Below are 22,722 nucleotides of genomic sequence, written 5' to 3' on the forward strand. Positions count from 1 at the left end.
ACTATACATAAATAAAACTACATTATATTTAATAATAAAGTTATATTCATAATTTTTAAACAAAACAATTAATTAGTTAAATTTTTGATACATCTTATATACTTTAGATTTGAAACATTGTTAATATTTTATTTTTTGTCAAAAATAAAGTTAGACTAAAGATTTATTCAGTCGTTACTTAAACAAGATGTGACAATAAAAATTTTTCTATAATTTTATATAAAGTAAAATTTTTTACAAACAATTTTACTTTATATAATAAAATACAACCAATTATCAATAAGTTATTATTTTCTTTCTGTTTCAATATTTAGATTGGTATTAATTCGATAAGCAAATACTCTAAATATTTTATTTAAAAACAATTAATTTTAATTTTTTATTGTTTTTTATATTATTTATTCAAAAGAAACTGTTTAATACTAATAAAAAAATTTATTATAATATATTTATATTTTATATATTACATATAGTTAACTTAAACAAATTAATTAATACATTCAAAAAATAAAAAAAAAAATATTAAAATAATATATAAAATATATTATATATTGCGTTTATATAGCATTTTTTAATTCTTCTAAAGTTAAAGAAGCTGTTCCTGGTTTTTGAACTACTATTCCGGCTGCTATATTTGCTTGGTAACACGATTGCTCTAATGTAAATCCTGACGATAATCCTAAAGCTATCAATGCAATTACTGTGTCTCCAGCCCCAGTTACATCAACTACTTTTTTTGCTCGAGTTACAAAATGAACCGGTTTTTTATTTATTTGCAATAAAGTCATCCCTTCTTTTGACTGCGTTATTAATAAAGCACTAAGCTTTAAATGCATTAATAAATCCATTCCTTTGTTAATTAAATCATTTCTATTCGAACATTTTCCTACAACAGACTCAAACTCAAACAAATTTGGAGTTAATAAAGTAGCTCCTAAATATTTTAAATAATCATTCCCCTTTGGGTCTACTAAAACTAGTACTTTCTCTTTTTTAGCTTGTTTAATAATAGAGGAAGAAAAACATAAAGTTCCTTTATTATAATCTGATAAAATAACTACAGAAACTTTCTTTAATAAAGGATTAATTATATTATTGAACTTTAATAAAAAATTTTCTTTTATATTTTCTTCGCAGTCTAATCTTACTATTTGCTTTTTTTTTGACATAATTCTTAACTTAGTTGTAGTAATATAGTTATTAATTATGCAAGGATGATATTCAACTGTAGTTTTTTTTAGTATATTTCTAATGCTTTTAGCTGATTCATCTTGTCCTACTGCTCCAACAAGAATAGATTTTCCTCCAACAGTTGTAATATTATGTGCAACATTAGCAGCACCGCCAACATACTCATAATATTGAAATATTTTAAATATTGGAGTAGAGAATTCATCTAAAATGCAATCATTGTTTGTTGTCCAGTATTTATCTAATATAATATCACCAATTACTAAAACTGGAGAATTAACAAAATTAAGTAATTTTTTTTTCATGTATTAAATCCTACTATTATATAGTACTAATTGTAGTTATCTTATATAGATAATATAATAAATATTATTTTCGTTTTATTAGTCATTAAAAATATGTTAAATCATTTTTTAACCATAAAAATAAATCTTGTATAAATTAGGAATGTTCCTATGAAAATATATTTAGTGGGAGGTGCTATTCGTAATTCTTTTCTTAATTTGCCTGTTACAGACAAAGATTGGGTAGTAGTAGGAAGCACTCCTGAAATTCTAATAAAAAAAAAATTTAAACAAGTAGGAAAAGACTTCCCTGTATTCTTACATCCAATAACTCATGAAGAATACTGCTTAGCTAGAACAGAAAGAAAATCAGGATATGGATACAAGGATTTCAATATTGACTATTCTCAACATGTAACTTTAAAAGAAGATTTAATGAGAAGAGATTTAACTATTAACGCTATAGCTCAAGACAAAAATGGTAAATACATTGATCCATTTAACGGATTTAAAGATCTTAAAAACCGAGTATTAAAACATATTTCCTCTTCTTTTCAAGAAGACCCTCTAAGAGTTTTACGTGTTGCTAGATTTGCAGCATCTTTATCTCATTTAGGATTCTATATTGATAAAAATACTATGAAGTTTATGCAAAAAATAGTTTTAAGTAAGGAAATACTATTTCTTACTAAAGATAGAATCTGGAAAGAAACTGAAAAAGCTATGAAAACAAATAATCCTCATGTATATTTTAAAATTTTACAAAATTGCTTAGCTTTTCCAATTTTGTTTCCAGAATTAAATAAAATAATAAATACTAATTTTTTGAAATTTTATTCTTATTCTTTTCTACCATTGTCATTAGAAGAAAATTTATACACATCGTTAGCTTATATTGCTAAAAAAAATAATAGTTCACATCTTCGATTAGCCTATATGTTTTTAACTACTAGTTATTATTTTCCTCTCGATTTAATAAAAAATAATCATTGTCTGAATAAGAGCTTATATATTAATTTAGTAAAAAAATTTTGTATTAGATTAAATTTACCTACAAAAATAAAAAAACTAATTCTTGTGATAATTAAATATAATGTTTTCTTATTAAATATAGAAGAAAAATCTTCTTCGTCAATTATAAGTTTTTTAAATACTATTGATGCCTGGAGAAATCCTAATCAAATTAGTCAAATAACTTTTTTGATTAAAATATATCTACAATTCATTTATAAAAATTATAATATAAAATTTATCAAAATAAAAAAAAATTATCTACAAAAAATTTATTCTATTGTTTGTTCTCCTCCTATTAAACTTATATTAAAAAAAGGATATAAAGGAAAAGAAATAAAAATATCTATTAATAACTGGCGAATTAACGAATTAGCTAAATGGAAAAAAAATAAAAATATAAAAAATTAAAAAAAATAAAAATACTATTTAATTATTTAATGTTAAATATTATTTCAATAATAATATATATAAATACTAAAATACTTAACAAATATACATAATTAATAAATTATACAATTTTTATTAAAACAATAAATTAAAAGATAATAATACATTTATTAATATTTTTAATATATGTATAAATCTAACACATAAAACGCATAAAATTTTATGTTTTATATATTAAAAGTAAATAAATGTTATTTATAATTATTTTATTAAAAACACATTGTTAATAATTAACAAATTATAATTTTTTAATTAAACTCTAAAAAAACTTTTTTATACGTTTATATAATCTAAAATATATAAATAATAAATTCTATATAACTATATATTATAAATAAAAATAAAAAAAATAATAGAAATAAATATATTATACTAATTTTAAAATAGAAAAAACAATACTATTGAAAATATATATACAATATACATTATATTTAATAAGAAATATTTGTTTTTATTTTAAAAACAAGTATGTTAATTCTTTCTATAAAAAAATTAACAACAAATTATTGTATTTCGAAACATAGCATATAAAGCATATATAGTGCTTTATATGCTAAATATCATTATGGGCAATAAACAAAATTTAATAAAAATTACAGTTCAGCAGTCATAATAATTGTTTTTCCTCTTATAACTTCTCCATAAATTTTATTTAATTTTTTAATATCATCCATATTAGAAATAACTACTGGGGTCAATACAGATTTAGCAATTTTTTTCAGTAAAACTAAATCAAACTGAAGAATAGGATCACCTATTGTTACTGATTGTTTTTCTTTTGCTAATTGTTTAAAACCTCTTCCCTTTAACTGTACTGTATCTATACCAAAATGAACAAACATTTCAATTCCATCATTTGATTCTACTGAAAAAGCATGCATACTTTCAAATATTTTTCCAATTATTCCATTTACTGGCGATACTATAAGATTTTCAACAGGTTGAATAGCTACACCGTCTCCAACTATTTTATCAGAAAAAACAGTATCTGGTACTTTTTCAATACCTACTACATTTCCAGAAATAGGAGCAATGATGTCAATTAATTTTTTGCTATCAACTTTTTTACTAAAAAATCTAGAAAATAAACCCATATAGTTTTCCTAAATAAAGAATTGCTCTAATTGTAATCAATAAAATGAAAAATTTACTGTGTCAAATCTAACAATTTTTTTAAAGTAGGAATCGACAAAGCCATAATAGCCATTTTTTTTAAATCTTTAAACGAACTATTTAAAATCATTTTTTTTATTTTAGGAATAAACGGAGCACTCATACTTAATTCATCAACCCCCATACCTATAAGAATTTTAGCACCTTTTATATCCCCTGCTAGTTCTCCACAAACACTAATCCATTTACCCTCTGCATGAGCCGCATCTACAACTTTTTTAATTAATTTTAAAACCGACAAACTAAGCGGATTATATAAATGAGAAATTAACTCATTGCCTCTATCAACAGCTAAAGTATATTGCGTTAAATCATTTGTTCCAATACTAAAAAAATCTACTTCTTTAGCTAAAAAACTAGATATTAAAGCAGCAGAAGGCGTCTCTATCATGATCCCTAATTTTATTTTAGGATCAAATGATTTTCTTTCATTAATAAGTTGTAATTTTATATATTCTATTTCTGATTTTAATATAATCACTTCTTCTAAAGAAATAATCATTGGAAACATAATACGAATTTTTCCAAAATTAGAAGCGCGAAAAATAGCTCTTAATTGAGTACGCAGAATATCTTTTCGATCAATACCTATACGAATAGCTCTCCATCCTAAGAAAGGATTTTCTTCTTTAGGAATATTCATATATGGAATATCTTTATCTCCACCTATATCCATAGTTCGTATTATTATAGGTTTTCCGTTCATTTTCTCTATTGCTAATTTATATGCTTGCAACTGTTCTTCTTCAGAAGGAAAAGAATTTCTACCCATAAATAAAAATTCAGTTCTATATAATCCTATACATTCTGCTCCATTTTTTTTTGCTAAATTAATATCATTGATATTATTAATATTTGCACCAATTTTTATTCTTTTTCCATCTGTAGTTACAGATTTAACATTTTTAAATTTATTTAATAAATTTCTTTTATGTAAATAATTTCTTTTTATCTTTTTTTTATCTTCAACAATTATATTTGATGGATTTATTAAAACTTCATTATTTATGCCATCTAATATTATAAAATCGCCTGATTTAACTTTTTTTGTTATATTTGTAGTTCCTACAATAGCTGGAATTTCTAAAGCTCTAGCTAGAATTGAACTATGAGAATTAGCTCCACCTAAATCTGTAATAAATCCTAATACTTTTTTTAAATCTATTTGTGCTGTTTCTGAAGGTGTTATTTCTTTAGAAATTAAAATCACTTCTTTATCAATGCTATGTAAATCAACATGCTCTATATCTAACAAATTTTTAAGTAATCTATCACCAACATCTTTGACATCAATTGCTCTATTTCTTAAATAATTATCCTGAATAATATTTAATTTTTTTATCTGTTCTTCTATAACAAAAAGAACAGCGGCATCTGACGAATACAGTTTTTCTTTAATTAAAAATATAATATCTTTTTCTAATTCTAAATCTTCTAATAACATTAAATGACTTTCAAAAATATCTTCTTTTCCTTTTCCTGCATTTTTAACTATTTTATTTTTTATTTTTTTTATCTGAATAAACGTTTTTTTACGAGCGTTTAAAAACTTGTTAATTTCTAATAAAATATTTTTAGAAGCAATTTTTTCTTTATTTATAAAAAACTTATCTTCATTAATTAATAATGCTTCTCCAAAAGCAATACCTGGTGAAGCTAAGATACCTGAAATCATAATATTTCCTGTAATTTAGCAAATTTTTTTTATCTTTTCTAAAATTAATAATTTTTAAAACAAATTAAGCATTTAACTTGTAATCAATTATAACTATACATATAGTATAGTTATTATTCTATATGTTAGAAATTAATATTTTTACTATCTACAAACTTTCTATTAATTTTTTAATTTTTTTTACAGCTTCCTTACTATCTTTCCCTTTTGCAGTAACAGTTATAATACTACCATATGTTAAAGATAAAGTTTGTAATCTAAATAAACTCTTAGCATTAACACTCTTTCCATCTAAACTAATAAAAATATCTGAAATAAATGCATTAGCACATTTTACAAGTTTAGCAGCTGGTCTAATATGCAATCCATTTACATTCATAATTTTCACTTCTTCTTTAAACATATATATTCCTTAATATCATACATATATACTCTTTTGTTTTTATTAAATTAATTAAATTAAAGTACTCCTAACTTTTTTATATATATTTCATATCTTATTATTAAAATTTAAAAAAAATATTTTAACAATTATTATGTAAATGTCCTATTAAATTAATAAAAATATTTAAATTACAATAATTATTATATTGTCATAAATAAAAAAAAATGATATGCATATATTTTCTTAGTAAAATATACAAGCTTATTTCTTTAAACTAAAATTCAATATTTAATTTTATTAGAAAAATACTTTATAATAAAAGTATATATGTAACTAAAAACTAGAAAATATTAGTCTTTCTACAAATTTAAATTTTTTTCTAATAAATTTTAGGTTATAAAAAAATACTTTTAAAAAAAATTATAAATTTAATATTTTAAATTTTAAATTTTAAATTTTCTATTAAATTGATCTGTTTATTAGAACTAACATATAACTTCAATATTATAAAAAACAAATTTTAATATGATTTGTCACTTAATAAAAAATCTATTACATTTATTTAATAAAACGTTTATTAAAATTTAATATATTCTGTATTAACTCTTATTAATACTTTAAACAATAATAAAATTTATGTTAACAAAAAAACCTTACATTACTTTTAATGTAAATGGTAATGTTAATAATTATTTTCAATATAACTTGTTTTGTACTATAATTTATATTTAAAATTTAATAATATTAAAAATACTTTTAAATTCTATTTCATCGAAACTAAATATAGTTTTACTATATTTCAAGCAAATGCTAGTTTAGAATGTAAAATTTGTTCAATCACTCATTTTAATAATATACACTTATTTTTTTTTACTTATTTTTTTGAAATATTATGTATTTGTTTATATGGATAAAGAAATTCAGATAACATTTTTATTTTTTTAGTTATTTAATTAATTTAAATATATTACTGTACATAAAATAATAAAATAATGTATGTATATAATTGTTTTACAAAAAAAAAATACTGAAAAAATCTTAACTATCATTAATACATATTTTAACATATTTAACTATATTTATACGGTATTAAAAATATAGTTTTTTATGTAATATTAAATTTATAAATTACTTATATTAAACACAAAACTATGAACATTAAAAAAAAATTCAAAATCTTCAAAAAAAATTAAATTATTACTCTTATAAATACTACACCTTGCAAAATCCGATTATTAGCGATCAAAAATTTGATTATTTAATGTTGGTTTTAAGAAAATTAGAAAAAAAAAATAACGACTTCATACAGTCTGATTCTCCTACACAAAAAGTAGGATCTAATTTACTCCCATTTTTAAAATCAATATCTCATATTACACCAATGCTATCCATTAAAAATATATTTGAATTAAAAGATTTGTTAAATTTTGAAAGAAAAATAAAACATAAACTTGCTCTTAAAAAAAATATTAATTTTTGCTGTGAACTAAAGCTAGATGGACTTGCTGTTAGTCTTTTATATAAAAAAGGTATTTTAATTCAAGCAACTACAAGAGGTAACGGCATAAACGGGGAAAATGTAACTAAAAACGCACGTACTATCTGTAACTTACCTCTAAAATTAAATAATACTAATGTTCCGCCAAAATTAGAAGTACGAGGAGAAGTAGTAATTTTAAAAAAAGATTTTGCTATATTAAATAATAATTTATCTATTCAGGGAAAAAAAACATTTTCTAATGCAAGAAACGCTGCTTCTGGTTCTCTTAGAATAAAAAAAACTTCTAAAACTAATAAAAGAAAACTTATGTTTTTTGCATATTACTGCAATCTTTTTAATCTTGAAAACAAGTATAATAGTCAATTTCAACGATTAAAAAAACTTCAAAATTTAGGTTTTAGTATAAATGAGAACTATATTTTACTTAATAAAATCAACAAAATTTATAAATTTTATAATGCTATTTCTAGTAAAAAAAATAATTTAAATGTAGAAATCGATGGAATAGTCATTAAAGTAGATAATATTAAATATCAAAAAAAACTAGGTAATACAATAACATATCCTCATTGGGCTATTGCTTTTAAATTTTACTCTAAAAAATATATCACTAAAATTACATCTGTTTCTTTTCAAGTTGGAAGAACTGGAACTATTACACCAGTCGCCCATTTTAATCCAGTAAATATAGATGGCGCTATTATAACTAAAGCTTCTCTTTATAATAAGAATAATATGCTAAAGTTTAATATTTCTACAGGAGACTTTGCGGAAATAAAAAGAGCAGGAGAAGTAATACCTAAAATTACAAATATCATACATCAATCTATGAAATTAAATAAAAAAATACATTTTCCAAAAATTTGCCCGTCATGTTCTTCCGATATTATAGACAATAAAAGCAAAAAAATATCTAAATGTACAGGAACACTAATTTGTTCTTCTCAAAAACAAAAAACATTAGAATATTTTGTTTCTAAATTTGGACTAAACATTTTTGGACTAGGACCTTCTATTATAAAAAAACTTATTCAAAATCATTTAATTAATGATATAAGTGATTTTTTTTATTTAACGCAAGACAATCTTTTAAAAATATCTGGAATAGAAAAAAAATATGCAAAAAATGTAATTTACGCTATTAAAAAATCAAAAAAAGTATCATTACATACATTTCTTTGTTCTTTAGGAATCCCGAATATAGCTAGATCTTCAGCTTTAAAAATATCTTCTTTTTTTTTGTCACTAAAAAAAATAAAAAACGCTTCAATACAAGACTTTTTTCAAATAAAAAATATAGGGAAAAAAACAGCAAAAAATATGTTTTATTTTTTTAAAAACAATAAAAAATTAATTTCTAAATTAGAAAAAGTTTTACAAATAGAAAACACTTTAGTTAAATTTAAAAAATTCAGAATTAATTTTTTTAAAAATAAACATATAGTTTTTACCGGATCTTTTAAAACAATGAAACGTCAAAAAGCTGTTAAAAACGTTTTATCTTTTGGGTGTAAAAATATAAGTAATTATATATCAAAAAAAACAAATTTATTAATATGTGGAGAAAATTGTGGAAGAAAGATAAAACAAGCAGAATTATTCAAAATAAAAATATTAAAAGAAAAAAAATTTGTATTAATTTGCAAAAAATATTCTAAAATAAATACAACAAGCATTTTATAAAAAATATATATGAAAATTTTGGGTCGTGCAGGATTTGAACCTGCGACCAATTGATTAAAAGTCAACTGCTCTACCAGCTGAGCTAACGACCCTATAAATCATATAATTATTTTATTATATATAATACTATTTGCATATAATAAGTTTTATGGGTAATGACGGACTTGAACCGCCGACATCCTCCGTGTAAAGGAGGCGCTCTACCAGCTGAGCTAATCACCCTTATTTAAATAGTGTTAATTAATTTTGAATACTTGTCAACACAGTGAATATTTTTTCTATATCACTTTTTGTAAAATTCAAATAAATTTAAAAAATAAAAAATTTGTACTATCGTAGTTATAACATATAATAACATAAATTCCTATTATTATTTTTAAAATACAGCTGAGATAACAAATTTATGATAATAAAAACTCGATTTGCGCCAAGTCCTACAGGATTTCTACATTTTGGAAATATTAGAACTGCTTTATTTTCGTGGCTTTTTTCTCAACATCATAAAGGACTTTTTGTTTTAAGAATTGAAGATACTGATTATTCTAGATCTTCTATAAAATATTCTAAGGAAATTGAAAAAATATTAAATTGGCTAAATATAACGTGGGATGAAGGTCCTTATTACCAAAGTGACAAAATCGCATATTATCAATCTATAATTAAAAATATGATTGATAAAAAACTTGCATATAAATGTTATTGTTCAAAAAAATTGTTACAATATAAAAAACAACAAAAAATATTAAGAAAAGAAACTTCTCATTACGATAGAACTTGTCGTGACATAAACCCTAACACCATTATAAATAAACCATATACAGTACGTTTTCGAAATCCATTAACAGGATCAGTAACTTTTTACGATGAAATTCGTGGAAAAATAAAATTTCAAAATAATGTTTTAGATGATGTAATTATACAACGTAGCGATGGAATTCCTACATATAATTTTTGCGTTGTTATAGATGACAAAGACACTCATATTACACATATAATAAGAGGAGAGGAACACCTAAATAATACTCCTTATCAAATTAATATTCTTAAATCTATGAAGTTAAACATTCCAAAATACGCACATCTGTCTATGATAATAGATAAAGATGGAAAAAAAATTTCTAAAAGAAACAATAACTTCAGTATTTTACATTATTATAAACAAGGATTTCTTCCAGAAGCTATATTAAATTATGTAGTTAGATTAGGATGGTCTCATGGGGATAAAGAGATTTTTTCTATACAAGAAATGAAAGACTTATTTTCTATAAGTAAAATAAATAAATCTTCTAGTATATTCCAATTAGATAAACTACTATGGATGAACAAATACTATATTAACAGCACATCTAACAAAGTAATAAAAAGATATTTTCAATTTTACTTAGACCAAAAAGGTTTTAAAATACACAATAAAAAAATATTAAATAATATAATTGAACTATTAAAACCTAGATGTAATACAATTCAACAAATGGTTACGTTATCTTCTTATTTTTTTCAAAAAATAGAATTTAAAACAATCAAGCATTATAAAGAAATAAAATCTAAAAAACCAATAAAAATATTACAAATAATTACAAAAAATTTATGTTCTTTAAAGATATGGTCTTGTAAAAATATTGTTCTGTCAATTAAAAAATCTTCTATACGAGAAAACTACCCTATCAAAAATATATATATGTTACTTAGAATTATACTTACTGGGAAAAATCACTCTCCTAATATTAGTTCTATAATAGAAATTTTTGGAAAAAAAATAACTATTTTAAAAATATTAACTACAATAAATAACATTAAAAAAATAAAAATAAATAAATATTAAATATTTTCTAACGAAGATGTATTAAAGTTTTATTTACCTCAATATAAATTTTTAATAATATGTTTTATGTAAAACATAATTATTAATTAACATTAATACTAAAAAGGGGTTGTAGCTCAGTTGGTAGAGCACTTACATGGCATGTAAGATGTCAGCGGTTCAATTCCGCTCAGCTCCAATTTATATTTAATTAAAATATGATATATATATATATAAAACAGAAAATAATTATCTATCTAATATATATTTTACTTCTATATATTTATTAAATATAAATAAAGAAAATTATTTTATTTTTTTAATAAAATTTGAATTTATATTTAACAAAAATAAATAATGATTACGTTCTTGATATATATATATATCATGTTAAATAAAAAAAAATCTACATTTGCATACCCATTATTTCTTTATAAGCTGAAATAATTTTATTTTTTATAGAAACTAAAGTTTGTAATCCTAAAGAATATTTTTCTAATTCTAATAATTCGTTAGTAAAACTATGTTTTGTTACATTTTTTTTATGTTCTTTATTAGCAACAGGATCAATTTTTTTATCATTACATGCATCTAAAACATTCGATGTACAATTTTTAAAATAATTTTTAAACACTTCATTTTTTGAAATAGTATTTGTATTTTTTACTTTATTTTGAAAATTATCTTTATTAATATTTTTAATTTTTGTTATATCCATACTTTCTCCATATGTTTCATAAAATATAAATATTTTCATTTTCAGTATAAAAAATGTTGTAAAAACTAATCAATAATTAATGTACATTATTTAATGCAATAAATAGTGCATTGACAGATAAAACTACAAAAAAGTATAATTAACACCTATTTTTTAAACTGTATATTATTCACTATGATCATATATAATTGATTATTATATAGAAAAAAAATCAAAATTGCTACATCAGGATAATTACATGAATGTAAATAAAGATAATAAAAAAAATTCTCAAAAAAATAACAAACTAAGTACTTTTTTTTTATTTTTTAAAATAAACAGCTGGAAAATAAGTATTATATCTATAATATTTATATCTATATTTATAATTAATAACACTTGGAAAAAAAATTATAAATTTTATCCTTTATACCATTTCTTACCTGTTTCAGAAGAAAACAAGGTTATTAAAGAACTTGATAATCTTAAGATACCATATAAAATTAATGAAAATTCTAACGAAAAAATTTTAGTTCCAGAAGACAAATTGCATACAACGAGAGCATTACTTTCTTCTCATGGATTACCTGGAAAAAATCAAAGTGGATATGAAATTCTAGATAATAATCAATTTTATAATAGTCCTTTTAGAGAAAATATTAACTATGCTCGATCTATAGAAGGAGAATTATCTACTACTATTAGTTACTTCAAAGGAATAAACTATTCTCGAGTTCATGTAATTATACCTCAAAATTCTTTTTTAATCCAAGATAATCAAGCACCTTCTGTTTCTGTTTTTTTATTTTTAGATTCTAAAAATGCTATTAATAATAACGACGTTTTGTCTATTGTTAATTTATTACTAACCAGTATAAAAAACTTAGATAAACACCATATCACAATAGTAGATCAATGGAAAAGATCTTTATATCATTTGGATACAATGAATAAATACTATTTTCATTCAAATATTACTATTTCTGACTACATTAAATCTACCGAAAAAATATTGAAAAAAAAAATTGAAAATATTTTAAATCCTATATATGGAAGTGAAAATATACAGACAGAAGTAACAGCTAACATAAATCTAAATCAAAAAAGAGTATCCGAAAATACACTTTATCAGTCTAAATTACACAATAAAACAAAAAATGAAGATAATTTAAGTTTAAAAAAAAACTCCTTTAAAAATCCTGTGAATAAACTGTTATCTATTGATTTAAACAACAAAAATCATAATAAAAACTATGTTTTAAATAATACAAAAAACAAAAATAAACAACAACTTAAAAATAGTAATATATATATTCCTTCTAAAAAAAGTTTAAAAAAAAATAGTGATAATATTCTAAATAACTTATCTTCTTTAAAATATACAAAACTTTTATCTAAAAATGATATAGGTGAAATATCTAAATTGTCTGTTTCTGTAATTATTAATTACAAAAAAAATGAAAAAGGAACTTTTTCTCCATTAAATAATATAGAAATAAAAAAGATAAAAAATATAGTATGCGGAGCAATAGGATATTCAAAAAACAGAGGAGATATAGTCAATATTGAAAACATACTTTTCTCTAAAAAAAATGAATCGGACTTTATTAAAAAAATGATTATAGAAAAAGAAAATATATTTTTCTTTAACTTAAGCTTTAAAATAATTCTATTAATTTTAATAATTTATTTTGTTTTATCTGTATTTATTATTATTTTTCAGATGAGAAGAATTAAAGATTTAATAAGAAAAAATTTATATTACAAAAATAATATTGATAATTTTTCTTTAAGAAATAATCATGAAAAAAACAAGCAATCTGAAAAGAAGGAACCAATAACTCAATTTTGTCAAAATGATAATTCTAGTATTAAAGATAAGATAAAAATTATTTCTTCTCATAATCCTAGTACTATAGCTAAAATTATAAAAAAATGGATAAAAGAACATTATGACAAATCTTAACGGAAAACAAAAAATCGCATATTTATTATTGCAACTAGATACTAATATTAGTTCAAAAATATTAAAACACTTTAATAAACAAGAAATAGAAGAAATTGTTTTCCATATATCTAATATAAAAAAAGTTAACACAATCCATTTAAATAACGTAATTAAAGAATATTTCACTATATTTAACAAAATTTGTTCTGAAAAAAACACTATTGACGTAAAAATATTTAACATGTTAAAAAAAACAATAGGAATAGATGATACTAATCTATTGCTAAATAAAATAAAATCAAAAAAAAACTATTCTAACATTCAAGAAAATACTATAAATGAACTAACACCTAAAAATATTAATTTAATCTTAGAAAATGAAAACATTGAAATTATTGCGACAATATTAATTAACTTAAAAACAAAATTAGCTTCTGAAGTATTATCTACTATAAAAAATGAAGAACAACAAGCTGATATAATTTTATATATAGCATCATATACTAGTATACCTGAATCATCTAAACCTATATTTACTCAATTAATTCGCGAATTATTTCATAATAAAACTTTAAATCTAAACAAAAGAGGAGGAACTAAGAGAGCCGCTAATATTTTACAAACAATAAATTCTGAAAAAAAAGAAATTATTATAAAAAACATGAGAAAAAAAAATACTGTCTTAACTATCAATATCATAAATAAAATATTTTTATTTGAAAACATTATCGATATAAAGGATGTTCATATAAATAAATTATTAAAACTAATTCCTATCAAAACATTATCTATCGCTTTATATAATTCTGAAATGTCCGTTAGAAATAAATTTTTAAAAAATTTGTCTGATAACTCCGCTAAAGAGATGAAAAATTATTTTAACGAAAAAAAATCTTTATCATTAACACAAATAAAAAACGCACAAGAAAAAATATTACATTACCTAAAAAAAATTATTTAAAATACTACAATGGAGATCAATAAGATTGAAACAATCTAAATCAAAAAAATGGAAAATATGGAAACCTAAAAAAATAAAACAAAATAACGATTTTTATATAAATAAAAAAAATCAGAATCTATCTTCATTAAATATACTCGAAACTTCTAAAGTAAATTCAACAAACGTTCAAGATTTAAAAAATAAAAAAATACAACTCAATGAAAATAATAAAATATACAAATCAGGTTTTGAAAATGGAAAAAAAAAAGGATTTAAAATAGCTTATGAAACTGAAAAAAAAATATTTGAAAAAAAACAAAAAATTAATGAAGAAAAAATAAATTCACTACTTAATAATCTAAAACTATCCTTTGAAAAACTAGATAACCAAGTTTCTTCTAAATTATTAAATATAATAATAAATATTTCGGTTAAAATACTAGGAAAGAAACCTGTATTAGATACATCATGTTTATTTAAAAAAATTCAAAATCTTGTAAATCAAGAGTTACAAGAATATAAAAATCTTCAATTTCACGTGCACGAAAACGATTTTAAATTTATAAAAAAAAAATTTGAAAACGCTATAAATAAAAATGGATGGAAAATTTTAAAAAACAAATATCTTTCTCCTGGAGAATGCCAAATTACTTCTAATACTGGAGATTTCTATATTTCTGCTAATAAATCGTGGAAAACTTTATATGAAAAAATAATAAATGAGGAAAAAAATGAATCTACTTTTAAGAAGATGGACTAATAAAATTTTTAATCTTAATTCTTCAATTAATTCATTACCTGATTTTTTTGTATATGGTAAACTCGTTGGATCAATAGGATTAATCTTGGAAGCTACTGGTTTATCTTTACCTGTAGGATCCGTTTGTTCTATTTCACATACAATACATTCTAAAACTATTTTAGCAGAAGGAGAAATAATCGGATTTAAAAAAAATATTACTTTTATTATGTTGTATAAAGAAACAGAAGGTTTAATTCCAGGAGCTAAAATATTTTTAAAAAATGTATTTAATGAAACTCAAAAAAAACTACCTATTAGCTTTGAACTGTTAGGACGAGTATTAGATGGATCCGGTAATCCATTAGATAATAAACCAAAATTAAATACAGAACATTCTATATCACTAATGACAAAATCTATTAATCCATTAGAAAGATATCCTATTAAAAAAATTTTAGATGTAGGAGTGCGATCTATTAACGCATTACTTACCATTGGAAGAGGTCAAAGAATTGGATTATTTTCTAGCTCCGGATTAGGAAAAAGTATGCTTATTGGTATGATAGCTAAATATGCAAGAGCTGATATAGTCATTGTTAGTTTAATCGGAGAAAGAGGAAGAGAAATCAAAGAATTTATAAATAAAATATTAGGAAAAAACTATTTATCCCGCTCAGTAGTCATAGCATCTCCCGCAGATACATCTCCTTTATTACGCATTCAAGGTGCTATATATGCAACAAGAATTGCAGAATATTTTAGAGATAAGAACAAACATGTTTTACTTATTATGGATTCTTTAACTCGATACGCTATGGCTTATAGAGAAGTTGCTCTATCTATAGGTGAACTACCTACAACAAAAGGATACCCTTCTTCTACTTATTCAAAAATTTCAACTTTAATAGAAAAAGCTGGAAATAATAAAACGAAAAATGGTTCTATTACAGCTTTTTATACATTATTAACAGAAATAGAAGAATCGTCCGATCCAATAGCAGACTTAGTAAAATCTATACTAGATGGACACATCATACTTTCTAATAAATATGCAGAAACAGGATGTTATCCAGCTATTGATATCGAACGATCTGTTAGCCGAGTTATGCCAGATTTAGTTAATGAAGAAAGTTACCGATTATCTTGTTATTTTAAACAAATAGTATCTTCTTACTATAAAAATAAAGACTTGATTAACATAGGTGCTTATATAAAAGGAAATGACAGTATTTTAGATAAATCCATAAAATTATGGCCAAAAATAGAAGGATTTTTACGACAAAATCTTTACGTTAATGAAAGCTACAATGATTCATTGAAGTTATTACAAGATATATTAAAATAAAATGTTTATACACTACAAACATACTTTAAAATATTAAAAAAATTATGTTAAATTCTTATCATTATATAAAATTAATAAAAAAAAAACTAAAAAACAATTTATTACAACAAACCTATATTTTAAAAAGACTAAAAAAAGATAAAGAACTTTTTTTAAAACGACTTTTTGCTTTAAAAAACTATAACTCTACTTATAATAAAAAGTTTTTATTGATTGGAAAAAATGGAATTAGTGGAAAAAAATGGGAAAATTTTAATACATTTTTATTAATTTTAGAAAAAAGTATTAAATCAGAAAAAAATAAACTTTTTTTACAAAACCAAAAAATAAACGATATTTTGTTTACATATACTCAATTAAAACAAAAAATTAAAGCATGGGATATTTTAGAAAAAAATAGAAAAAATTATTATATATCTAAAAAAAATCAATTTTTATCAGCTAATAATGATTTTTTTTTACAACTTATACAAATAAAAAAGAAATTAAATCTATGACAATAAATACTATTAATAACATAAATTATTTATTAACAAAAAATAAGATAAAATTGTTAAAAAAACAAAAAAATCAAAAAATAAAAAATGTATTACAATTTAAAAAAATATTTAATAAAAAAAAAGAAAAAAAAAACACAAAAGTTTTCAACAAACTATATTTCATAATATACATTACAATGTGAACATTTTACCAACAGTATGTCAGAAAACATTTTTAAATACAAAACAACACATACATTCTACTGTAAAAAATAAGAAAAATATATTATATAAAAACAATTTTTTATTAAAAAAAATAATAAATACCACTATTAAAAAAAAAAATATAAGTTGTAAAATTAAAAAATATATTAATATATTAAATAATAAATCATATACTAATAATTATTTTCATTTTATAAAAAATTTTATAAAAAATAAGTTTAAAATATCTATTAATTCAAAAAAAATAAATGATATATACCTTCAAGTAAAAAAAAATTTACTCAGTAAACAAAAAAATTTTTTTTCTTTTATAAAAAATTACAAACAATGTCAACATACTTATTCACAATATGAAACAAACCAGAATGTTTCTTATGACAAATTTAAACAAATAATGTTTAAAACAACATCATACATTTTAGACCATACATTTTTAAAATATTTATATAAAAAACCTATTAAATCTAAAATAAAGTTTTTTTTTAAAAATATAATTTCTTGTTTATACAGTTTTCATTATAAAAAACATCCTACTTATATCAATTATTTATCCAAAATAGACAAAGAAAAAAATATATATATAAAAAATAAGTTTAAAATCAATAATTTATGGAAACAATTTTTAAAAAGAAAGTTTTTAGTTTCACAGTTACAAAAAGAAAATGAAAGTAACTTTTTTTTTCACGATAAAAATATAGGATCAATACACATAAAAATAAAATTAAAAAATAAAGACGCTATACTAAATTACGCTCCTTGCAATCTAGAAAACGAAAAAATATTTTTTTTAGAACTTCAAAAATTAAAAGACATATTTAATAATTATGGTTTATTATTACGCTTTTCAAATATAAAAAATATAAAATATATTCAAAAAAAGTTAATTGAAAATTTTATCACTTATAAGAAAAAAAAAGTAAACGTAACTACATACATTAATATGAAGAAAAATATTCCCATAGATGTACTAACTTATGACAAAAAGAAAAATTCTACTATTAGAGTACATTTTTATGCATAAAATATCATATATTAATATTATAAAATATATATATAATTAATTTATCTTAAATATATACATATTTAACTAATTTTTTTTAATTACTTTATTTGAGAAAAAAATGAAAAAAAATAAAAAAAAAACTATAGAAATATTATTTTATCCTAAAAATAAAGAATTTATTTACTATAATAAGTTTATTGATTGTTATATGATAAAAAATACTATTATTTTATTGGATAAAATTCATTTATTATTTTTAAACAAGATACAGCAAAGTTTAAAAAAAATTTTTGATTCTGAAATAAATGTACAATTAAATAAAGTAGAAGTTCATACCGATGATAGATTAATCACTAGTCTAAACCCAAAACGCTCTATAAACAAAATAAAGCTGGAAAATGATCTAGGAATAGTTTTCCTATCATTTCCTTTAAAAATTACTACTTTAATGATAAACTCTTTACTTAAAAATGATTATGCATATTCTGAAAATTGCAATACGCCCAGAAAATTAACAAAAGCTCATGTTTTTATGCAAAAAAAATTTCTGCTTATTGTAAAAGAAGCTTATGAATATTCATGGAAAAATTTTTACCATTCTATAGAACAGCAATTTTTTTCAAAAAATGCACACAAAACTCTATATTATCCACCGCATAATGAAAAGCAAAAACTACAAATAAACATTATATTTAATTTAACTTTAAACTATACACAAATAAAACTTAGTATTATTATTCCATACTATACATTTAAAAACATAAACAATTACTTATCTTTCAAAAAACAAAAACAATTAATTAATTCTAATATTTCAAACATAAATATACTTTCTATGCTCAAAAATGTAAATTTAAATCTAAGTATTAGATCTATCGAAAATTTGATCCCTTTAAACACTGTTAAAAACATAAGTATAGGAGATATAATTCCTATAAATAATCCTGAGAAAGTAATTGTTCAAACAGAAAAAGTTCCTATATTTAGTGGGAATTATGGAATAAAAAATGAAAAAATAGTAATACAAGTTACTCATATTATTAAAAAACAAAAATATAAAAATTAAAATAGGTTATATATATATGAATTTTAAATCAAAAACTATGCAAGAAAAACCTAATAATGACAACATAAATCCACTAAAAACAAACACACAAAATCCAGAAGAAAAAAAATCAAAAAAAATTATAAATGATGCTATTTCTAAAAAAATAGAAAAAAATACACACATACTCGATAATATTTTAGTTAACATAACTGTAGAATTAGGAACAAAAAAAATAAAAATAAAAGATATTTTAAATATTAAAAAAAACTCTATAATTGCTTTAGATAAATCTGTTGACGACGTATTAAACATCTTCATTAACGATTGCTTAATAGGACAAGGAGAAATTGTAGTAGTAAATAATACCTATGGCATAAAAATTTCCACTATTTTCGATTCTTTAAAAACAAAAAAAGATTTTGAAAAAGAAAAAAGTTAGAATAATATTCATCAATATTATAATATAAAAATATTAAAAACTAAATTTATAAAGACAATATTTTATCAAATATAGCTATCTATATACAAATCATATATATATATAATATATAGTTATTCAATGCAAAAATTCTATATAAAAAAAAATTAAAAACTACTAAACTTTTGATACTAAATATTAAAAATGTAATCTTATAATTTTATAAATATAAAATTTAGGAAAAAAAAATGATTTTAAAAATTATTCTTTTTCTTCTTTTACTCTTTCTCCCTACTCTTACTTATTCACATAACTCCATTGTAAATGCAAAAATACTGCATAACGGAGATCAAATTCTATCAGTTCCTATAGAAACATTAATTTTAATAACTACACTGACTTTTCTACCTTCTATATTATTAACCATGACTAGTTTTACTAGAATTATTATTGTATTTAGCTTATTAAGAAGTGCTTTAGGAACTCCTTATTCTCCTCCTAATCAAATACTATTAGGATTAGGATTAATTTTAACTTTTTTTATTATGCAACCTACATTTACATCAATTTATTTAAACGCTTATAAACCATTTAGCGAAAACAAAATAAATATCATCACTGCTTTTGCGAGAAGTGAAAAACCATTAAAAAATTTTATGTTAAATCAAACAAATTCTCTAGACTTAGCTTTATTCTCTAATTTATCTAAAAATAAATTTCATTTTATTAATAAAAAACAAAACATTCCTATGTATATTGTTATGCCAGCTTTTATTATAAGTGAACTACAAACTGCATTTAAAATAGGATTTTTAATTTTTATTCCTTTCTTAATCGTAGACTTAGTTGTTTCCAGCGTTTTGATGTCTTTAGGTATGATGATGGTTCCTCCTTCTACTATATCTTTACCATTTAAATTAATGTTATTCGTATTAGCAAATGGATGGCAGCTTTTAATTGGCTCTTTAGCACACAGTTTTTATTAAAACTATTTAATGATTATATAAAAATATATTTATGGATAATTTATGACACCAGAAAAAGTTATGATAATTTTTCAAGAAGCAATTAAAATTACATGTATGTTATCTGCTCCATTACTGCTATCCGTGTTATGTATTGGACTTATTATTAGCTTCTTTCAAGCTGCTACTCAAATAAATGAACAAACCCTATCTTTTATACCTAAATTGATTTGTATATTAATTATTTTTATTTTTTTTGGACCATGGATGCTTAGAATCATGCTGAACTATATAGAATTTATTTTTACTAACATTACTGAAACAAATTTATAAACATGATTAATATTAACTTAACTATAATCTATTCTCTAATATATAAATATATTTTTCCTATAACTCGAATTACAACTTTTTTCGTTTCTAGTCCTATTTTTGGAAATAATGTTATAACACAAACACAAAAATTGTATTTTTCTTTATTATTTAGCGTCATCCTAACACCATTTATTCCGAAAATACATATTTTATTAAATACATGTTTGTTTGTTAAAATACTAATTCAAGAAATTTTTATAGGATTAATATTAGGATTTATCGTACAGATATTTTTTTCTATTCCAATGATAGCAGGAGAGTTTGTTAGTTCACAAATAGGATTGTCTTTTGCTACTATTTTTGATGTAACTAATAAATTTAATCTATCAATCATATCTAATTTTTTTAGAATTATATATTTTCTATTATTTTTTTCGTTACATGGACATTTACTTATTATATCAATAATAATTAAAAGTTTTTTTATATATCCTATAAACTGCCAACACTACGATTTAAATTTTATAAAAAATATAATTCGTTTTTTTATGTACTCTTTTATACATGGCATTATGTTAGTTTTACCTATAATAGTATTACTATTATTAGTCAACATAATTTTAGCATTTTTAAATAGAATATCACCTCAAATATCAATCTTTTCCATATCTTTCCCACTCACTGTACTTATAGGAGTTTTTTCTTTATACTTCTTTATACCTACATTTTATATAATGTTTAATCAAAATTATTGGACATTTTTTAATATTATCAATTATTTATTTAATACTAAATATACAACTTTATTATAGCAATTAATTGAATTATTAAACGCAACTTCATATATATAAAAATTAACTAAATTTTAGTTGTATAACTACTACTTACGTAATATTTTATTCATTAATAATTACAAAAAAAACATCTAATTATTATTAAAAATATTTTTTTTATATATTGTTAATGATTAACTAAATAATCTAACTGTCATTAAAATAAAAGTTTTATAAAGAACGAATTTTTTTATCCTTGACCATTCAACTATTTATACACCTATATCAAAATATATAAACTATTTTGGTTAAGATTGTTTTCTAAAACAAAACCTGTTCTATTTAATAGAACTAATTTAATTAATAAACTAATTTCTAAAATATGATAGAGTTGTTTTTATCGAAAACAACTCTATTATTGCATTAAATATTTATTTATGATATCAAATAAATAAATTTATAATCGTAAATAGTAATATCTTACTTTATTTTTTCTTCTTTATAGGTAACATGTTTCCGTATAACAGGATCATATTTTTTAAATTCTAATTTTTCTGAATTGTTCCTTTTATTTTTAGTTGTCGTATAAAAATGACCTGTTCCAGCTGAAGATACTAATTTTATTATTTCTCTAATACGTTTTGCCATTTAATAACCCATATATAAA

20 protein-coding genes and 3 tRNA genes are annotated in these 22,722 nt (G+C 21.1%); 15 read left to right on the forward strand and 8 right to left on the reverse strand.

All coding sequences use genetic code 11. The features are described 5' to 3' along the window. Positions 1-557: 557 nt before the first annotated feature. Positions 558-1,496 (reverse strand): D-glycero-beta-D-manno-heptose-7-phosphate kinase, encoded by a 939-nt coding sequence (gene rfaE1, locus AB4W63_RS00240; protein ID WP_367681030.1) that lies wholly within the window; start codon positions 1,494-1,496, stop codon positions 558-560. A 150-nt stretch (positions 1,497-1,646) separates the two neighbouring features. Here rfaE1 and AB4W63_RS00245 point away from each other — a divergent pair, with 150 nt between their 5' ends. Continuing rightward, on the forward strand, positions 1,647-2,897 hold the full coding sequence (locus AB4W63_RS00245) for a tRNA CCA-pyrophosphorylase (protein ID WP_367681031.1): 1,251 nt from the start codon (positions 1,647-1,649) through the stop codon (positions 2,895-2,897). Between the two features lie 632 nt (positions 2,898-3,529). Here AB4W63_RS00245 and crr read toward each other — a convergent pair. The 3 genes from crr to AB4W63_RS00260 form a co-directional block, all read right to left on the reverse strand. Continuing rightward, positions 3,530-4,030 carry a PTS glucose transporter subunit IIA gene (crr, locus tag AB4W63_RS00250; protein WP_367681032.1) on the reverse strand — a complete coding sequence of 167 codons (501 nt, stop codon included), beginning with the start codon at positions 4,028-4,030 and terminating at the stop codon, positions 3,530-3,532. A 53-nt stretch (positions 4,031-4,083) separates the two neighbouring features. After that, positions 4,084-5,784 (reverse strand): phosphoenolpyruvate-protein phosphotransferase PtsI, encoded by a 1,701-nt coding sequence (ptsI, locus tag AB4W63_RS00255; RefSeq protein ID WP_367681033.1) that lies wholly within the window; start codon positions 5,782-5,784, stop codon positions 4,084-4,086. Between the two features lie 148 nt (positions 5,785-5,932). Beyond that, the gene (locus tag AB4W63_RS00260; RefSeq protein ID WP_367681034.1) at positions 5,933-6,187 is read right to left on the reverse strand and encodes an HPr family phosphocarrier protein; all 255 of its coding nucleotides are present in this window, start codon (positions 6,185-6,187) and stop codon (positions 5,933-5,935) included. 1,150 nt (positions 6,188-7,337) lie between these two features. On the opposite strand from AB4W63_RS00260, the gene ligA reads away from it, so the two are divergent. Beyond that, on the forward strand, positions 7,338-9,353 hold the full coding sequence (ligA, locus tag AB4W63_RS00265; protein ID WP_367681215.1) for an NAD-dependent DNA ligase LigA: 2,016 nt from the start codon (positions 7,338-7,340) through the stop codon (positions 9,351-9,353). A gap of 19 nt (positions 9,354-9,372) precedes the next feature. On the opposite strand, the gene AB4W63_RS00270 is transcribed toward ligA, so the two are convergent. Continuing rightward, positions 9,373-9,445: transfer RNA gene (locus AB4W63_RS00270), tRNA-Lys, on the reverse strand. Between the two features lie 57 nt (positions 9,446-9,502). Further along, a tRNA-Val gene (locus AB4W63_RS00275) sits at positions 9,503-9,575 on the reverse strand. 181 nt (positions 9,576-9,756) lie between these two features. On the opposite strand from AB4W63_RS00275, the gene gltX reads away from it, so the two are divergent. Next, on the forward strand, positions 9,757-11,175 hold the full coding sequence (gene gltX, locus AB4W63_RS00280; protein WP_367681035.1) for a glutamate--tRNA ligase: 1,419 nt from the start codon (positions 9,757-9,759) through the stop codon (positions 11,173-11,175). 105 nt (positions 11,176-11,280) lie between these two features. Beyond that, positions 11,281-11,353, forward strand: a tRNA-Ala gene (locus AB4W63_RS00285). Between the two features lie 207 nt (positions 11,354-11,560). On the opposite strand, the gene AB4W63_RS00290 is transcribed toward AB4W63_RS00285, so the two are convergent. After that, entirely contained in the window at positions 11,561-11,872 is a 312-nt protein-coding gene (locus tag AB4W63_RS00290; RefSeq protein ID WP_367681036.1) for a flagellar hook-basal body complex protein FliE, read from the reverse strand. 238 nt (positions 11,873-12,110) lie between these two features. On the opposite strand from AB4W63_RS00290, the gene fliF reads away from it, so the two are divergent. From fliF to fliR, 11 genes are all read left to right on the forward strand, one after another. After that, positions 12,111-13,817 carry a flagellar basal-body MS-ring/collar protein FliF gene (gene fliF, locus AB4W63_RS00295; RefSeq protein ID WP_367681037.1) on the forward strand — a complete coding sequence of 569 codons (1,707 nt, stop codon included), beginning with the start codon at positions 12,111-12,113 and terminating at the stop codon, positions 13,815-13,817. Beyond that, positions 13,804-14,760: a FliG C-terminal domain-containing protein gene (locus AB4W63_RS00300; RefSeq protein WP_367681038.1), complete on the forward strand. Its 957-nt coding sequence runs from the start codon at positions 13,804-13,806 to the stop codon at positions 14,758-14,760. The genes fliF and AB4W63_RS00300 overlap by 14 nt, the downstream gene beginning before the upstream one ends. 25 nt (positions 14,761-14,785) lie before the next feature. Beyond that, on the forward strand, positions 14,786-15,502 hold the full coding sequence (locus tag AB4W63_RS00305) for a FliH/SctL family protein (protein ID WP_367681039.1): 717 nt from the start codon (positions 14,786-14,788) through the stop codon (positions 15,500-15,502). Then, positions 15,474-16,829: a FliI/YscN family ATPase gene (locus AB4W63_RS00310; protein WP_367681040.1), complete on the forward strand. Its 1,356-nt coding sequence runs from the start codon at positions 15,474-15,476 to the stop codon at positions 16,827-16,829. Before AB4W63_RS00305 ends, AB4W63_RS00310 begins: the two co-directional genes overlap by 29 nt. Before the next feature lie 44 nt (positions 16,830-16,873). Continuing rightward, a complete protein-coding gene (locus AB4W63_RS00315; protein WP_367681041.1) occupies positions 16,874-17,326 on the forward strand; it encodes a flagellar FliJ family protein in 453 nt (150 codons plus the stop codon). A 181-nt stretch (positions 17,327-17,507) separates the two neighbouring features. Next, on the forward strand, positions 17,508-18,554 hold the full coding sequence (locus AB4W63_RS00320; RefSeq protein ID WP_367681042.1) for a hypothetical protein: 1,047 nt from the start codon (positions 17,508-17,510) through the stop codon (positions 18,552-18,554). 100 nt (positions 18,555-18,654) lie between these two features. Then, positions 18,655-19,602, forward strand: coding sequence for a FliM/FliN family flagellar motor switch protein (locus tag AB4W63_RS00325; protein WP_367681043.1), 948 nt, complete (start codon positions 18,655-18,657; stop codon positions 19,600-19,602). A 16-nt stretch (positions 19,603-19,618) separates the two neighbouring features. Next, on the forward strand, positions 19,619-20,023 hold the full coding sequence (locus AB4W63_RS00330) for a FliM/FliN family flagellar motor switch protein (protein WP_367681044.1): 405 nt from the start codon (positions 19,619-19,621) through the stop codon (positions 20,021-20,023). Between the two features lie 227 nt (positions 20,024-20,250). Continuing rightward, complete coding sequence (gene fliP / locus AB4W63_RS00335) at positions 20,251-20,988, forward strand: flagellar type III secretion system pore protein FliP (protein WP_367681045.1); 738 nt, start codon at positions 20,251-20,253, stop codon at positions 20,986-20,988. A gap of 42 nt (positions 20,989-21,030) precedes the next feature. Further along, positions 21,031-21,300 (forward strand): flagellar biosynthesis protein FliQ, encoded by a 270-nt coding sequence (gene fliQ, locus AB4W63_RS00340; RefSeq protein ID WP_367681046.1) that lies wholly within the window; start codon positions 21,031-21,033, stop codon positions 21,298-21,300. Positions 21,301-21,302: 2 nt separating this feature from the next. Further along, positions 21,303-22,094 carry a flagellar biosynthetic protein FliR gene (gene fliR / locus AB4W63_RS00345; protein WP_367681047.1) on the forward strand — a complete coding sequence of 264 codons (792 nt, stop codon included), beginning with the start codon at positions 21,303-21,305 and terminating at the stop codon, positions 22,092-22,094. A 441-nt stretch (positions 22,095-22,535) separates the two neighbouring features. Here fliR and rpmG read toward each other — a convergent pair whose 3' ends face one another. Further along, positions 22,536-22,703, reverse strand: a complete 168-nt coding sequence (gene rpmG, locus AB4W63_RS00350) for a 50S ribosomal protein L33 (protein WP_367681048.1) — start codon at positions 22,701-22,703, stop codon at positions 22,536-22,538. Positions 22,704-22,722: the final 19 nt, after the last annotated feature.

Origin of the sequence: Buchnera aphidicola (Anoecia corni), assembly GCF_964056675.1 — a bacterium.
Classification (GTDB): Bacteria; Pseudomonadota; Gammaproteobacteria; order Enterobacterales; family Enterobacteriaceae; genus Buchnera_E; species Buchnera_E aphidicola_B.

What these genes read in the sequence shown, in the direction of transcription:
- rfaE1 (WP_367681030.1), bottom strand. Translation starts at nt 1,496, where the DNA reads ATGAAAAAAAAATTACTTAATTTTGTTAATTCTCCAGTTTTAGTAATT.
- AB4W63_RS00245 (WP_367681031.1), top strand. Translation starts at nt 1,647, where the DNA reads ATGAAAATATATTTAGTGGGAGGTGCTATTCGTAATTCTTTTCTTAAT.
- crr (WP_367681032.1), bottom strand. Translation starts at nt 4,030, where the DNA reads ATGGGTTTATTTTCTAGATTTTTTAGTAAAAAAGTTGATAGCAAAAAA.
- ptsI (WP_367681033.1), bottom strand. Translation starts at nt 5,784, where the DNA reads ATGATTTCAGGTATCTTAGCTTCACCAGGTATTGCTTTTGGAGAAGCA.
- AB4W63_RS00260 (WP_367681034.1), bottom strand. Translation starts at nt 6,187, where the DNA reads ATGTTTAAAGAAGAAGTGAAAATTATGAATGTAAATGGATTGCATATT.
- gltX (WP_367681035.1), top strand. Translation starts at nt 9,757, where the DNA reads ATGATAATAAAAACTCGATTTGCGCCAAGTCCTACAGGATTTCTACAT.
- AB4W63_RS00290 (WP_367681036.1), bottom strand. Translation starts at nt 11,872, where the DNA reads ATGGATATAACAAAAATTAAAAATATTAATAAAGATAATTTTCAAAAT.
- fliF (WP_367681037.1), top strand. Translation starts at nt 12,111, where the DNA reads ATGAATGTAAATAAAGATAATAAAAAAAATTCTCAAAAAAATAACAAA.
- AB4W63_RS00300 (WP_367681038.1), top strand. Translation starts at nt 13,804, where the DNA reads ATGACAAATCTTAACGGAAAACAAAAAATCGCATATTTATTATTGCAA.
- AB4W63_RS00310 (WP_367681040.1), top strand. Translation starts at nt 15,474, where the DNA reads ATGAATCTACTTTTAAGAAGATGGACTAATAAAATTTTTAATCTTAAT.
- AB4W63_RS00315 (WP_367681041.1), top strand. Translation starts at nt 16,874, where the DNA reads ATGTTAAATTCTTATCATTATATAAAATTAATAAAAAAAAAACTAAAA.
- AB4W63_RS00325 (WP_367681043.1), top strand. Translation starts at nt 18,655, where the DNA reads ATGAAAAAAAATAAAAAAAAAACTATAGAAATATTATTTTATCCTAAA.
- AB4W63_RS00330 (WP_367681044.1), top strand. Translation starts at nt 19,619, where the DNA reads ATGAATTTTAAATCAAAAACTATGCAAGAAAAACCTAATAATGACAAC.
- fliP (WP_367681045.1), top strand. Translation starts at nt 20,251, where the DNA reads ATGATTTTAAAAATTATTCTTTTTCTTCTTTTACTCTTTCTCCCTACT.
- fliQ (WP_367681046.1), top strand. Translation starts at nt 21,031, where the DNA reads ATGACACCAGAAAAAGTTATGATAATTTTTCAAGAAGCAATTAAAATT.
- fliR (WP_367681047.1), top strand. Translation starts at nt 21,303, where the DNA reads ATGATTAATATTAACTTAACTATAATCTATTCTCTAATATATAAATAT.
- rpmG (WP_367681048.1), bottom strand. Translation starts at nt 22,703, where the DNA reads ATGGCAAAACGTATTAGAGAAATAATAAAATTAGTATCTTCAGCTGGA.